The organism is Saccharopolyspora gloriosae, from assembly GCF_014203325.1.
GTDB lineage: Bacteria > Actinomycetota > Actinomycetes > Mycobacteriales > Pseudonocardiaceae > Saccharopolyspora_C > Saccharopolyspora_C gloriosae.
In genome coordinates this window covers 3,500,987-3,513,728 of sequence record NZ_JACHIV010000001.1, presented here as the reverse complement: position 1 = coordinate 3,513,728, position 12,742 = coordinate 3,500,987, and the positions used below count along the sequence as shown (strand labels likewise).

Genomic DNA, 12,742 nt, shown 5'->3' with positions numbered 1-12,742 from the left:
GGTCAGAAATCGTGGCGATGGCACCAGCATGTCCACGAGGTCAGCGCGGGGCGAAAGGCTAGAGCCATCTAGCTAGCGCGGAGGGTGGCATAAGCTGAATCATCAGAGCATAGAGTGCCGGTCTCGGCTCCTTCGATTCTTTGTCGGTGGGGCCGTTTTATGCGGGGCACCTGATGGGTGTTCGGGCGCCAGCGATCGAGAGATCTGTGACGAGCCGGTTACGTAAAGTACTTGGTTCGATCAATACGTGCAGCGAATCAAGCAAGCGCGAAGGTTTCGTCGCAGCTCTGCGGTAAGAAGCGCACCTTGATCGATGTCGAAATTGCGTTCGCCCTCCGCTCTACGTGTCCCGCTCTGTCCTCCGCAGCGCTAGGTGTGATGCCGCACACGAAACCCAGTGCGTCATGGCTCGTCCGGGTGGCCGTCACACGGGCGTACAAGTGCTCTGAACGGGGGTTCTGAACATGCGCATTGTTGACGCCAAACCGGCGGCCGAAGATCGACAGTCGGACTGGTACCAGTCCGGACTGTGCGCGCAGACCGACCCGGAGGCCTTTTTCCCTGAGCAAGGCCAGCCGGGTACGGCGGCTAAACGCATCTGCGGCGCCTGCCCTGTCCGAGAGGCCTGCCTCGAACACTCGTTGCTGCACGACGAGAGGTACGGGATTTGGGGTGGGCTAGGAGAAACCGATCGCCGCAAGCTGCGTGCCGCTGCTCAGTCCCACAACGATTTGCCCGCACCTCGGCGCGACACCACGATACGGCGGCAGGACGTGGCGTGAATTTTTACAAGCCCTGCTGCACAACCCAGCAACGAAGGAGGCGTGATGGCTGACAGCACTCCGACACCGAACGTCGAACTCGAGAACGCTCTCACGGCGTTCGAACGAGCACTGGTGGAACACGTACAGACTCATGAACGTCATGCCACCGTCGAAGACGAGGACGAACATCTCCGTGACCTGCGAGTAGCAGTGCTTCAACGAGCCACCGCATTACCGTCCACGACTTGGCCCCGATCGCGGTGCTCACGCTGCCACGGGAAGCAGACGATAACGACTTTGCGAGCCCGATATGTCACCGACGCCACACCCCACTTCGTTCTCGCCCCGCGAATGTGCCCGCAATGCAGAGGGACCGGAATGAAGCTCTCCCTAGCTGACGACCAGTCCGACATCCGCTGAGGCTCGGGGCCAGGATACGAGGCCCCCACCTCGTTGCATTGGCGGACCGCCCGCAGCGCTCCGAAATTGCGGCCGATGCGACACTGCCTGATCCTCACGCGTCCGGCCGTTACCGTGCACCGCTGACGCCTTCGTCCGCGCAGGGTGGCTCCTGGCGGTTGGTACCCGCTCCAGCGGACCGGGGCATTCGACGCGCGGTGTGGTCAATGGCGTCTGCGAGACGGGTTGGTCTTCCGGCGAGTGTGGCAGGTTCTCACGCCAGGGCAGGGCTTCGGCGGTACTGGGCGGCCCAAGTGGCAGTGCGCAACTGTCTCTTGCCACGCCACCGGGCGATGGCCCAGGACAGTCGCTGCCGATGTTGTTCGAACCGCGGCCCGTCCCAGAGGTTCCACTCTTCGTGCGGGTCCGTGTTCAGATCGAACAATTCTCCTCCGTCGGAGTCGATGAACTCGACGAGCTTCATGCTCTGATCTCGAACCATGGTCATGAGTTCCGTTTCTTGGAGAATCATGTCGCGAGCGAGCTTGGAAAACACGTGTTCTCGGCCCGCCCACTCCTCGCCGCGCAGCGCGGGTAGCAGCGACTCCGCCTCCATCCACTCCGGCGGCGTGATACCCGCGAGCTCCCAGCACCGTCGGGCCGAGGTCTATCAGCGACGCGAGCCCTTCCACGACCTGCCCGGCCCTCACTATCGGGCCCCGCACTAGCGCGGGGGCGCACACGCTCGGGTCGTGCATGGACCACTTCTGGATGTGGCCGTGGTCGTTAAGACAGTCGCCGTGGTCGGACGTGAAGATGATGACCGTGTCGTCGAGCACCCCGCGACGGTCCAGCGCTTCGATGATGGCGCCCATCTGGTCGTCGATATTGGAGATGTTCGCCATGTAGTGCTGGCGCTGGCGCGCCAGTTGTTCCTCGGTGGGGTTCTCCAGGTGCACGATTCCGCCGTGGTCGACCTCTAAGAGCGTGTCTCGTTTGGATCTTGACCCGCCGTCCGGGATGATCGTCCATTGTGGTTGATGCGTTGTCGCGCCGGTTGGTTCCTGACGAGCTGTGGGAGCTGGTCGAGCCGTTGATTCCCGAGGTTAAGGACCGCCCGCAGGGTGGTGGTCGGGCGCCGGCGAACCCTCGGATGGTGTTCACGGCGATCGTGTACGTGCTCACCAGCGGGTGCGCGTGGCGGTGGCTGCCGCCGTCGTTCGGCGTCAAGGTCCCGACCGCGCACCGGTGGTTCGTGCGCTGGACCGAAGCGGGCTTGTGGGCACGGATCCATCACGCGATGCTGGACGAGTTAGGTGGTCAGGGCTTGATCGACTGGTCCCGCGCGGTGGTTGACGCCGCCCATGTTCGGGCGAAGAAAGGGGATCTATGACCGGTCCGAGCCCGGTCGATCGGGGCAAGCCTGGTTCGAAACTCCACATGCTCTCCGACGCTACCGGGCTGCCGATGGTCACCGGGATCTCGGCAGGCAACACGGCTGATGGTGACGCGATGATCCCGCTGGTCAACGCGATCCCGCCGGTCCGCTCCCGCCGCGGGCCGCGACGCCGCAAGCCCGCGAAGTTGCATGGCGACAAGGCCTATAACAGCCGCGCACGTCGCCGATGGTTGAGAGACAAGGGAATCCGACCCCGACTGGCCCGCAAGGACATCGAGCCCAAGGAACGCCTCGGCCGCCACCGGTGGGTCATCGAACGCTCCATGGCCTGGTTCACCGGCTACCGCCGCCTGACCCTGCGCTACGAACGCCGCGCCGACACCTTCAAAGCCTTCCTCGCCCTGGCAGCCGCCCTCGTCTGCTTCAAACGACTCCAACACGCCAAGTGAGACGCGCTCTTAGTACTTGTAACAAAACTGATCTTGGTGGCACGGTGGCCGTAGGTTGATCTTGTTGTCGTGTGTGGAGGTGTCTGGTGGCCCGGCGGCGACCGTGGGAGGTCGACGACGAGTTGTGGGAACTGCTCGAACCCTTGCTTCCGCAGGACACGCGGGTGCCGGAGAGGGGCGGGCGGCCCCGGATCGATGACCGAAAGGCGTTACAGGGCATCTTGTTCGTGCTGCACACCGGTATCCAGTGGGAGTTTCTGCCTCAGGAGTTGGGGTTCGGCTCGGGGATGACGTGCTGGCGCCGGTTACGTGACTGGCACGAAGCCGATGTGTGGACGCGACTCCAGCAGGTGCTGCTGGACAAGCTGCGCGGGGCCGACCAGCTCGACTTCTCCCGTGCGGTGGTCGATGCCTCCCACGTGCGGGCCATGCGAGGCGGCCCAAAACGGGGCCGAGTCCGGTCGACCGCGCCCGACCGGGCTCGAAGCACCACATGATCTCGGATGCGCGCGGAACCCCACTGGCGGTGACGTTGACCGGTGGCAACCGCAACGACGTCACCCAGCTGATCCCGCTGACCGACGCCGTTCCCGGTGTCCGCGGACGACGCGGACGGCCCCGATTCCGGCCGGACACGGTCTATGCCGATCGGGCCTACGACCACGACAAATACCGGCGCCTGCTCCGGCATCGCCGCATCACACCCGTGATCGCCCGCCGCGGCGACGAGCACGGATCCGGCCTCGGAGTCGTCCGGTGGGTCATCGAACGCAGCCTCGGCTGGCTGCACTGGCCACGCCGTCTACGCATTCGATGGGAACGCCGCGCCGACATCCAAGATAGCCTCCTCCAACTCACCACCTGCCTCATCCAACACCGACGCACCCAAACCTTCTGTTAGCGGTTCTAAGGGCCGAGGTGTTCGCGGGCCGGGAGGGAACGTCCGGCGTGGACGAGTGCGAGGTGGGCGTGGACTGCTCCGGCGAGGTGACCGTGGTCGTCGCAGTAAGCGAGGAGCCAGAGGTTGAGGTCCAGGACGAGGGACCAACGATGATGTTGTGCGTAGAGCTGGGTGAGTGCGTCGACGGTGGCCAGCAGCGCGTCGTCGCTAGGGAGGCACAGGCGGATCGTTAACGCCCGAATCCACTGGCTCTCGGCCGTGACCGGGTTGGCGGAGTGCCAGGCGCGGGCGCTGTGTTCGAGCAGTTCAGCTAGAACGTCGGGTTGGTGGGCCGTGATCGCGGCGTGTTCACCTGCGTGAGCCAGCTCGGCCTGCCAGCTCGTCGAGTCCGGCACTTGCTCGGCGGTAGCTCGCCACACAGCAAGCGCCAGTTGAGCGGCGGCTGCGCTGTAAGCAACAACCGAGCCCAGGCGTAGCCCGGCGAGGAGAAGGTCGCGGTGGTCTCGTACCCATGTGGCGACGCGCTCGGGTGAACGGTCTGGCCCTGGGGTGGCCTGCTGGTGCAGGTACGTGCGGTGGCGGTGGCGTGGGTCGGGTTCGGAGGGTGCTGGGCTCGGTGCGCGACCGGGCAGGGGGTCGCCGGGTACAGGAGTCATCGTTGTTCCGGGTTGGGTTCGACGAGGACAACGAGGGTGTCGAGTTCGGCGCGGGTGGCGGCGAGTTGGTGGCGCAGAGAGGCAAGCCTCAGCAAGGCGGCTTCGTCAGCGGTCAGCGGCGTGGTGAGGTGTTGCCGCGATCGGGGAGGGGCGTCGGGCAGGTGCACGATGCCGGGGATGACTCGTCCGGTTTCGTACATCCACACCACGAGGTGCAACCGGGTGGTCGCGCCGGTGGCGCGGAACGCGCGCACGAGGTGGTTTTTGACGAGGTCTTCGCTGCGGTCCAACCGTGTGGCGATGTCGATGGTGGACAGTCCGCAGACCATCAGCTGTACGACCGGGAGGGTCACGTCCGGGATCTCGCCGTCGAAGTCGAGCCCGGCACATCGGTCCGGGAGGCGCGCGGAGGTGTTCACGAATTCCTCGCAAGAATGGGGTAGGCCGGTCAGAGGGTGCCGAGGTGAGTCAAGGCCGAGTCCAGGTCGCTGCGCGCGGCTGAGAGGGTGTGGTGCAGGTTCCGGGCGGCCGGTGATGTCGGTGCTGGCGGTTCGGGCGGGTGGGGCTGGGCCAGGAATTCGGGGTGTGCGGGCACGAGGTGCCCGGCCTCGTACATCCACACCACGAGCTGACAACGGCTCGTAGTGCCGGTCTTGCGCAGCATCCGTCGCAAGTGGGTCTTGACGGTGTCCTCGCTACGGCACAGGTGCCTCGCGATCGCGGTGTTGGTCATGTTGCACGCCACCAGCCGCGCCACCTCCAACTGCGCACCGGTGAACTCGGCGCGCAACGCCAGTTGCGCGATCCTGTCCGGGTACAGGTAGATCACGAGCGTCCTCCGGTTTGGGGCGTGAGCGGGTTTTTCGCGGCCCAGTCCTGCGCCTTGCGGGCGACGTCGTGATCGTCTTGCCAGGGCGGGGCGACGCGAACGGTGTCGAGCAGGGTGTGGTCGTCGTGTTTGCCGCGTTGATCACCGGAGTGGACAGTGAAGTGACCGTCGGGTCGTGCCCAGCGCAGCGTGATGTTTCGCTCGGGGTGGTAGTGCCAGGCACAGGGCAGCCTGGGGTTTCGGGTCGTCATCGAAGGACCTTGTCTGTTCATCGAAAGCGCCGCGGGCGAGGACGTGCAGTAGCGCGAGGTGGGCACGACCTCGGTCAGGGATGGTGTTCCTGGTAATGCACCCTTGGGAGCCGAAGACCGTCGGCGAGGTCAGCAAGGCGGCCGATGTCGCCGGGGTCGAGCAGGCTGACCGCTGCGCGACGATCGACCCATTCCCCAGAAGGCACCACGGTGGCCGGAGCGGCCACGGTGAAGACGTAAGTGAGCTTGACCGGTCTGCCGCCGAACGTCGCCGCGTCCCAGATGTGCGCGCCGAGCACCGGGTCTTGCGAAGTGGTGAGCCCGGCGTCGTCGTGCAGGACCCGGCAGGCTGCGTCGGTCGGGGTCTCGCCCTCCCGCACCGGCCCACCTGACAGGCGCCACCGTGCATGCCGCGCGGGCAGCAGTAACCACTCCCGGCCCGCCCCGCGGGTGAGCAACGCCCGTACTTCGGCGTGAATCGAGGGTGGCGGATCTGGGCCCATACAAAATCCTATTCGTGCAACGACAAACGCCACGGGGACACCAGGAACGGCGCCAGCGCGTCGGGATCTAGCGGTGTGGGACCCGGCCGCGCGACCTACGGGGAAGGGCCGCGCGGCCGGGCTGAGCGGGACGTGTCCGGGGAAACACGGTTCCCCGCTCTGGACCGGCACCCGCAGCGGAGCGCTTGGATGCCGGGACACCCGGTTTGGGCCATCAGGCCCGGCCCGTAACCGGGAGGCGGAACACCGATTACCGGTTCTGGCCCGGGAAGACCCACGCCCGCCCGCCCGAACCGGATTCAGACTCGAGCGGAGCGGGGGCGGGACAAACGGGGGAATGGCGGTCGAACGTTTTCGCCAGCCCGCGTAGTGCCGCGGCGAGGCGAGTGCACTCTTCGTCGGTCACCATGCCGGGGCCAGGCAGGTTTCCGAGGACAGTGCCGAGCCGGTCGTGCACCTGCCGGGCCTTCTCGGCCACCTCCCCAGCGCTCGGAGCGGCCGAGCCGGAAGTGGGTGGGCGTGCTTCTGGAGACATCGGAAGACCTCGATTCGATCGGAAAACGTCGGTGCCCGGACCGTTTAGGCGGCCGAGGCGATACCCTCGACGGCGGGCGCGGATGTCCCCGGCAGGTACCAGCTGTCGGGGGCTTCCACGCCCACATTGGTGCGAGACCAAGACGGACTCGTTCGGATGTGCGCAGGCACGCGGGGAATCTCGCGGGTCGGGCCGTCGGCGCGGTGCCGCCCCGGGGTGACCGAGGCCCACGGCCCCACCACAACCGCACCCGAGTCCGCGAACTCCTCGGACGGGACTGCAGGGATTTCGGTGGTCCGTTCGGCAAGCTGTTCCGGCACGTAGGCCGCCGCCTGCTCGGCGATACCGGACACGAACGCGCAATCCAGGCAGATCACGTACCCGCCCGCGCGCGGTGGGCACACGCCGGAAAATTCCGTCACCGCACCCGACCGCAGCCCACATTCGGCCCCCGCCCGATGCCACTGGGAACCCCGCTCCAGCCGCACCCACACCGGCCCGGGAAGCGCCGCTACGCGAACAACGTCAACGCCGTCCCCGCCAACGCCACGACCACTAGCAACAGCACCATCGCCAGCCCCGTCATCTCGCCACCGCTCCCTTCTCGCCGTCGCACACCGAGGTGCGAATTCCACTGATCTCGACCGGCGCCACCAACGGCGCCACGCCTGCCGCATCTCCTTCTCTCCCTTCTCTTGTTCCGGATCTCGTCGCACTGCCAGAACCGATCGCCGTCGATCTCTCGCTCGATCAGCGGAGCGCCATCGTGAGGGTTTCGAGCGGTGCCGCTGCCAACCCGGCCACGGAAACCACTCAGATTGAGCGTATAACTGAGTCTCAAAATGCGACAGCGCCAAGGGTGTGGTCCATTTGGGTGTAACTGAGACTCAACTTGCTACGAAGGGTAAGCGCGGCATGATGGTGCAGACTGTGCCCATGCTTGATGAAGATCCAGGGCCCGTTGTTCAGCGTCTGATTCTTGGAGAGCGTCTCCGCGCCCTCCGGGAGGCTGGTGGCGTGGGGCTGGACGATGCCAACGCGAAGCTGGGGTGGTACCGGGGCAAGCTTTCCAAGATCGAAACTGGCACTCTCGGGCTTTCGGAGCGAGAGCTGAGTACCCTCTTGGCGTACATCGGCGTCTCCGGGCCGGAAGCAGAGCAGGTTCGTCAGCTGGGTGCAGAAGCCCGGCGTCGCGCTGCCCCTGAGCGGGTGTCAGATTGGGCGAAGCAGTACATCCCGCTGGAGAGAGCTTCCTCCGAGATCCGCATGGTCTACAGCGAGATTCCCGGGTTGCTGCAAACCACTTGCTATGCGAGGACACAGCTGTCGCGTTCGCCGGTGGTCACCGCTGCCGACCTTGAATCGATGGCAGGCGCCCGCGAGGCGCGGGGTAACCGCCTGTTCCAGGCGAGGGCTCCAAAGGTCCGGGCTGTACTTGGCGAAGAGGCGATGCTGCGTAGAGTTGGCACGCCTGACCAGATGGCTGCCCAACTCACGCGGCTGCGTCAGATCTCCGAACTGCCGTCGGTTTCGCTGCGCGTAGTGCCGCTCGAGAACGGGCCACATGCAGGGTTGAGCTGCCCGTTCACCTTGCTCTGGATCGAAGAGGCTCGCACGACCATCGCTTACGTAGAGACCCTAACGGGCGCGGACTACGTCAAGTCCACCAGCGCATATACGCTCGCGTTTGACCAGGCTGCGAGCGACGCGTTGTCCGAGGAGGACACGCGGGCGCTCATAGATCACTACGTCGGCAAGAACGAGGAAACCGGATGAGCAGCAGCAACACCCCCGTTTGGCGCAAGTCCAGTCGGAGCGGTGGCGCACAGCAGTGTGTCGAGGTAGCTACCAACGTCCCAGGCACGGCACTGATTCGCGACTCTAAGCTCTGTGAACACTCTCCGATCATTGGCGTCGGATCGACCACCTTCGCCGTTTTTCTGGATGCGGTGAAGGCCGATCGCTTCCAAGGCTGATCTTCGATGCCGTCGTACTCTGGCAGAGCACCTGCCAGAGTACGACGCGCTCAATCGCTGACGCTGAACCTGCGATGTCGGTCTGTCGGCTGGGCGCCGCAGGCGCCGAGGTTCTTCGATGGTGCGCCGAAGCCCGACTGGGAGGCGGGGATTGGGACGCCCCCTACAAGGGGGTCGCGACAAGAGCGAAATCATCCGAAAGCCCGCATCCCTGAGCGTGCCCACCGCCCTCTACGAGGGGTTCGTGACCGGTCGGCCGTTAAGCGCGCGCAACGAATTCATGATCACCGCGATGTCGATCGCTTCTTGCAGGATCGCTCCCGCAGGAGGAGCCAGCGCTCCGGTCGCCGCCACGAGCATGGCCAGCAGGGACAGCGACATCCCGGTGATCGCGCTCTGCGCTGCTATCCGGCGGGCGCGCACAGCGATGTCCATGCAGTCGGCCAACGGGGCGAGTCGATCCGCGGTGAGCACGACGTCCGCTGCCTCCGACGAGGCGGTGGCTCCTCGCGCTCCCATCGCCACGCCGACGGTCGCCGCGGCCAAGGCCGGTGCGTCATTGACGCCGTCGCCGACCATGATCGTGATTTCCCGGGCCCGCTCGGTGCGGACGGCGGCCACCTTGTCGGCGGGTGTCCGCTGGGAGAGGACTTCGTCCAGCCCGGCGGCCTGTGCGATCGCTCGGGCTACTTCCGGACGGTCACCGGTGAGCATCACGATGCGGCGCACCCCTGCACGGCGCAGTCTGTCCACCGCCTGGCGTGCGTCGGCGCGCAGTTGATCGCGCAAGACGATCGCGCCGCACAGCGCGCCCTCCCGCGCGATCCATGCGATGGCGGATTCGTGCCCGCGCGTGGAACGCTCGACCGCGCGCATCCATTCGGGCCGCTGTTCCGGGAGTGCTAGGGCTCCGACCTCGATCCGTTGGCCGCGCACCACTCCGCTCATCCCTCGCCCCGGTTGCTCGATCGCGTGGTCCGGGGTGACCAGGTGCAGATGCCGGTGCCGGGCTTCCGCCACGATCGGCTCCGCCATCACGTGCGACGAGGCCTGCTCGAGCGACGCGGCGAGGGAGAGCAGTTCGTCGGCCTCTCCCGCCCGTGGAGTGACGACGCGCTCGACCTGAGGGCTGCCTTCGGTGAGCGTCCCCGTCTTGTCCAAGAGCACCGTTCGCGCCAAGGCCAGGTTTTCGAGTGCGGTGCCGTCGCGCACCACCGCTCCGGTTCGCGACGATCGAGACAAGCCGGACACCAAGGCGATGGGAACGGCCAGCAGCAGCGGGCACGGGGTCGCGACCACCAATACCGCGACCGCGGCGACCGGCGTCCCCTGCACCTGCCACGCGACTCCTGCCAGGAGCAGTACCAGCGGCAGGAACCAGGTGGCGTAACGGTCCGCCGTGCGGGCAGCCGGGGATTGTTCGGCGCCGGCTTCGCGGGTCAACCGCACGAGGCCGGAGTACGTGCTGTCGGCGGCGGTGGCGTCGGCCCGCATGTCGAAGGCGTCTCCGACGTTCACGGTCCCGCTGAGCACGGCTTCCCCGGCAACCTTGCGGACGTACCAAGCCTCTCCCGTCACCACCGACTCGTCGAGAACCGCGGTGTCACCGATGACGGAGCCGTCCACAGGAACGACCTCGCCATTGGTCACCAGTAGGTGATCGCCGGGCGCCACCGCTTCGACGTGCACTCTCTCCACGGCCGCATCGCCGTACCGGTGGGCGAACTGAGGGGCGTCTGCCGCCAGTGCCCGCAGGTCTCGGGTAGCTCGGCGTCGAGCCGCCGATTCGAGGGCTCTCCCGGAGGCCAGCATCAAGGTGATCAGCGCTCCCGCGAAGTACTCCCCGGTCGCCAAGGTCCCGACCAGGGACAGCGCCGCTATCAGGTCGACTCCGGTCCGCCCGTGGATCAGAGCGACGACCATCCAGGCGACCGAGGGCAGCAAACCGAGAGAGGTGCCCGCGGCCCACATCGCATCGGCCAGAGCTCGGGCGTCGCCGAGCCAGCTGAGCACCCCCGCGGCGAGCAATCCTGCCGAGAGGACGAGCAACAAGGGCTCGACCTGTTCGCGCAGCGGTGCGATGCGGAGCACGAGCCACCCGGTCGCGTTCTGCTCGCTCATGGGTTCGCCTCGAAGTTCGGCTGTGGACACAGCGTCGACGCGGATCAGGTGCCGTGGCTCGTCAACTCGCCGTCCAGGCGGGATGCGATCGTCGGTCGCCCGGGTGCGTGAAACGGGGCGGGGAGCACAGATCCGCGCAGCAGCCGTGACTTGTCCTTGAACGCACCCCTTTGCCGACGACGTTCGGCGGTGCCCGCTTGGCGGTCCTGCAGCCGAGCAGGCACCGCTGGGCTCAGGTTCAGCGGTGGAGGTGCGCCCCTCCGTCTTCGTCAATGACGGCGGCGGGCTGCGTCAAAGCGCGGGTTCTCCAAGCTGGGCGGGTCACGCCGGTTGGTAGGTGAGGCAGTCGACGATGTCCTGCTGCTGCCCGACCGTGATGCTGGGGGCCTGACATTCGAGGTCGATGTTGTGGCGGCAGTCGGACATCGTGCAGGCTCCGACGTGGCCGGTGGCTGCAGGGTCCCCGCCGCGTTCGGCGGCGGTGGTGAAGGTGTCGCACCGGGCATCGGTCTGCTGGCCGACCGTGATGGCGAGGGCGTGGCAGGTGTGGTCGTTGTTGTAGGCGCAGCTCTCGGCGGTGCATTCGGCGACGGCCGGCATGTGCATGGTTCCTCCTCGTGGTGGGGAAGACCACTGTGCGACGGCACGGCCGGAGCTGCGACGTCAACTCGCGCTTTCCGGCGCTCCGATTCGCCGTTCGGGTGGTTGCCGAGGCCTGACGGTGTGACGTCACCACCGAGTGCGAGTCGGCGGCGAGCGGGGCGGGCCGGGCGTTCGACCGGGCCCTGACTTTCGTCCCTGCTGTGCTCGCCCGCTCGGTCGGCACACTGCACGTGATTCCCGGTCAGCACGTGCTCGTTCTCGGCCTCGGGAAGGCGCACCCCAACGATGAGGGAGCGACGATGGCACCACGGCACATGCCGACCGCGGCGGAAATCCGCTCGGTGCTGGTGCTCGCCTGCCGAGCCCCGTCGGTGCACAACACCCAGCCGTGGCGTTGGCGGCCGGCAGATCGCTCCCTGCACCTCTACTTGGACCCGGAGCGCACGCTCGGCGCGCTGGACCCGACGGGGCGGGAGGCGGTGATCAGTTGCGGGGCGGTTCTGCACCACGCGCGCATCGCGTTCGGATCGGAAGGCTGGCGCACGGTCGTGCACCGGCTGCCCAATCCCGGTATCCCGACGCATTTGGCCGCGATCGAATTCGGGCGCGCGAAGAGCCTCGACCCGCACGTTGTCGAGCTGGCCGCGGCGGCGGACCGGCGCCGCACCGATCGCAGGCCGTTCTTGTCCGCGCCGATCCCGGAGGCACTGGTCGACGGACTCGTGGACGCTGCGCAGGCCCAGCGCGGCACGCTCGGACCCGTGACCGAGGAGGTGCACCGGCACGAGCTGACGCTCGCGATCGAGCAGGCCGGCGAGCAGGAGCGGCGATCAGCGCGCTACCGGGAGGAACTCGCCGCGTGGTCCGGTCGGCACGTACCTGGGCCTGACGGTGTTCCGGCCGAAGCTCTTCCCGCGCAGCCCGGGCGCGCGAGGCCGGAACGGGACTTCGGGCTGGTGTCGGAAGGTGAGCTGCCGGTTCCCGTTCTTGACGACGGAGCTCAGCTGGCAGTCCTGTCGACCTCCGGTGACAGCTACGAGAGCTGGCTGGCGGCGGGTGAAGCGCTCAGTGCGGTGCTCTTGCTGGCAGAACTGGAGGGGCTGGCGACGTGCCCGCTCAGCCAGCTCGCGGAAGTCGGGACGACGCGCTCGTACGTGCGCGATGAGGTGCTCGGCGGTGCGGGCTATCCGCAGCTGGCGCTTCGAGTCGGGTGGCCGGTGCGGGAGAAGCTGCCCGGCCCGCCCACACCGCGGAGGTCGTCGGCCGAGTGCGTCGCGCCCTTGGGCAGGTTCCGGTGAGGACAGCGAGCGCAGGGACACGGCGGTGAGAGCGGTGCGGTGGGGAGTTGACCGCCGC

At 67.1% G+C, this 12,742-nt stretch carries 14 protein-coding genes and 3 pseudogenes; 7 read left to right on the top strand and 10 right to left on the bottom strand.

Annotation, left to right across the window (positions count from 1 at the left end; genetic code table 11):
- Positions 1-503 precede the first annotated feature (503 nt).
- Positions 504-716 (top strand): annotated as a pseudogene (locus BJ969_RS15550) (WhiB family transcriptional regulator); the annotation flags it as partial.
- Between the two features lie 721 nt (positions 717-1,437).
- Here the strand turns inward: BJ969_RS15550 and BJ969_RS30150 are convergent.
- Positions 1,438-1,779, bottom strand: a complete 342-nt coding sequence (locus tag BJ969_RS30150) for an alkaline phosphatase family protein (protein ID WP_243794404.1) — start codon at positions 1,777-1,779, stop codon at positions 1,438-1,440.
- A 79-nt stretch (positions 1,780-1,858) separates the two neighbouring features.
- A pseudogene (locus BJ969_RS30995) lies at positions 1,859-2,068 on the bottom strand (sulfatase-like hydrolase/transferase); the annotation flags it as partial.
- A 128-nt stretch (positions 2,069-2,196) separates the two neighbouring features.
- On the opposite strand from BJ969_RS30995, the gene BJ969_RS15540 reads away from it, so the two are divergent.
- The 3 genes and pseudogenes from BJ969_RS15540 to BJ969_RS15535 all read left to right on the top strand — a co-directional run bounded on the left by BJ969_RS15540 (position 2,197) and on the right by BJ969_RS15535 (position 3,912).
- Positions 2,197-3,011, top strand: a protein-coding gene (locus BJ969_RS15540; RefSeq protein WP_184479627.1) for an IS5 family transposase whose coding sequence is annotated in 2 segments (ribosomal slippage) — positions 2,197-2,545 and positions 2,545-3,011 — 816 coding nt in all. Because the reading frame shifts where the segments join, the coding sequence is not laid out codon by codon here.
- A 71-nt stretch (positions 3,012-3,082) separates the two neighbouring features.
- Positions 3,083-3,295 (top strand): annotated as a pseudogene (locus BJ969_RS30835) (transposase); the annotation flags it as partial.
- A 47-nt stretch (positions 3,296-3,342) separates the two neighbouring features.
- Positions 3,343-3,912, top strand: coding sequence for an IS5 family transposase (locus BJ969_RS15535; RefSeq protein ID WP_343071430.1), 570 nt, complete (start codon positions 3,343-3,345; stop codon positions 3,910-3,912).
- 5 nt (positions 3,913-3,917) lie between these two features.
- Here BJ969_RS15535 and BJ969_RS15530 read toward each other — a convergent pair whose 3' ends face one another.
- From BJ969_RS15530 to BJ969_RS15505, 6 genes are all read right to left on the bottom strand, one after another.
- The gene (locus BJ969_RS15530; RefSeq protein WP_184479626.1) at positions 3,918-4,307 is read right to left on the bottom strand and encodes a hypothetical protein; all 390 of its coding nucleotides are present in this window, start codon (positions 4,305-4,307) and stop codon (positions 3,918-3,920) included.
- 257 nt (positions 4,308-4,564) lie between these two features.
- Positions 4,565-4,921, bottom strand: coding sequence for a helix-turn-helix domain-containing protein (locus BJ969_RS15525; RefSeq protein ID WP_184479625.1), 357 nt, complete (start codon positions 4,919-4,921; stop codon positions 4,565-4,567).
- A gap of 95 nt (positions 4,922-5,016) precedes the next feature.
- Entirely contained in the window at positions 5,017-5,397 is a 381-nt protein-coding gene (locus BJ969_RS15520; protein WP_184479624.1) for a LuxR C-terminal-related transcriptional regulator, read from the bottom strand.
- On the bottom strand, positions 5,394-5,648 hold the full coding sequence (locus tag BJ969_RS15515; RefSeq protein WP_184479623.1) for a hypothetical protein: 255 nt from the start codon (positions 5,646-5,648) through the stop codon (positions 5,394-5,396). The genes BJ969_RS15520 and BJ969_RS15515 overlap by 4 nt, the downstream gene beginning before the upstream one ends.
- A 74-nt stretch (positions 5,649-5,722) precedes the next feature.
- Positions 5,723-6,151: an NUDIX domain-containing protein gene (locus tag BJ969_RS15510; RefSeq protein WP_184479622.1), complete on the bottom strand. Its 429-nt coding sequence runs from the start codon at positions 6,149-6,151 to the stop codon at positions 5,723-5,725.
- A gap of 579 nt (positions 6,152-6,730) precedes the next feature.
- Positions 6,731-7,108 carry a hypothetical protein gene (locus tag BJ969_RS15505; RefSeq protein WP_184479621.1) on the bottom strand — a complete coding sequence of 126 codons (378 nt, stop codon included), beginning with the start codon at positions 7,106-7,108 and terminating at the stop codon, positions 6,731-6,733.
- Positions 7,109-7,601: 493 nt separating this feature from the next.
- Between BJ969_RS15505 and BJ969_RS15500 the strand changes: the two genes are divergently transcribed.
- Complete coding sequence (locus BJ969_RS15500) at positions 7,602-8,462, top strand: helix-turn-helix domain-containing protein (protein ID WP_343071429.1); 861 nt, start codon at positions 7,602-7,604, stop codon at positions 8,460-8,462.
- On the top strand, positions 8,459-8,662 hold the full coding sequence (locus tag BJ969_RS15495; protein ID WP_184479619.1) for a DUF397 domain-containing protein: 204 nt from the start codon (positions 8,459-8,461) through the stop codon (positions 8,660-8,662). Before BJ969_RS15500 ends, BJ969_RS15495 begins: the two co-directional genes overlap by 4 nt.
- Positions 8,663-8,893: 231 nt before the next feature.
- On the opposite strand, the gene BJ969_RS15490 is transcribed toward BJ969_RS15495, so the two are convergent.
- A complete protein-coding gene (locus tag BJ969_RS15490; protein WP_246456860.1) occupies positions 8,894-11,056 on the bottom strand; it encodes a heavy metal translocating P-type ATPase in 2,163 nt (720 codons plus the stop codon).
- Positions 11,057-11,104: 48 nt separating this feature from the next.
- Positions 11,105-11,389, bottom strand: a complete 285-nt coding sequence (locus BJ969_RS15485) for a DUF1540 domain-containing protein (RefSeq protein WP_184479618.1) — start codon at positions 11,387-11,389, stop codon at positions 11,105-11,107.
- A gap of 296 nt (positions 11,390-11,685) precedes the next feature.
- On the opposite strand from BJ969_RS15485, the gene BJ969_RS15480 reads away from it, so the two are divergent.
- The gene (locus tag BJ969_RS15480) at positions 11,686-12,684 is read left to right on the top strand and encodes an Acg family FMN-binding oxidoreductase (RefSeq protein WP_246456852.1); all 999 of its coding nucleotides are present in this window, start codon (positions 11,686-11,688) and stop codon (positions 12,682-12,684) included.
- Positions 12,685-12,742: the final 58 nt, after the last annotated feature.

Excerpts from the sequence above, each read along its gene's own strand:
- BJ969_RS15500 (WP_343071429.1), top strand. The coding sequence starts at position 7,602 with ATGATGGTGCAGACTGTGCCCATGCTTGATGAAGATCCAGGGCCCGTT.
- BJ969_RS15485 (WP_184479618.1), bottom strand. The coding sequence starts at position 11,389 with ATGCACATGCCGGCCGTCGCCGAATGCACCGCCGAGAGCTGCGCCTAC.
- BJ969_RS15480 (WP_246456852.1), top strand. The coding sequence starts at position 11,686 with ATGGCACCACGGCACATGCCGACCGCGGCGGAAATCCGCTCGGTGCTG.
- BJ969_RS15495 (WP_184479619.1), top strand. The coding sequence starts at position 8,459 with ATGAGCAGCAGCAACACCCCCGTTTGGCGCAAGTCCAGTCGGAGCGGT.
- BJ969_RS15515 (WP_184479623.1), bottom strand. The coding sequence starts at position 5,648 with ATGACGACCCGAAACCCCAGGCTGCCCTGTGCCTGGCACTACCACCCC.
- BJ969_RS15510 (WP_184479622.1), bottom strand. The coding sequence starts at position 6,151 with ATGGGCCCAGATCCGCCACCCTCGATTCACGCCGAAGTACGGGCGTTG.
- BJ969_RS30150 (WP_243794404.1), bottom strand. The coding sequence starts at position 1,779 with ATGGAGGCGGAGTCGCTGCTACCCGCGCTGCGCGGCGAGGAGTGGGCG.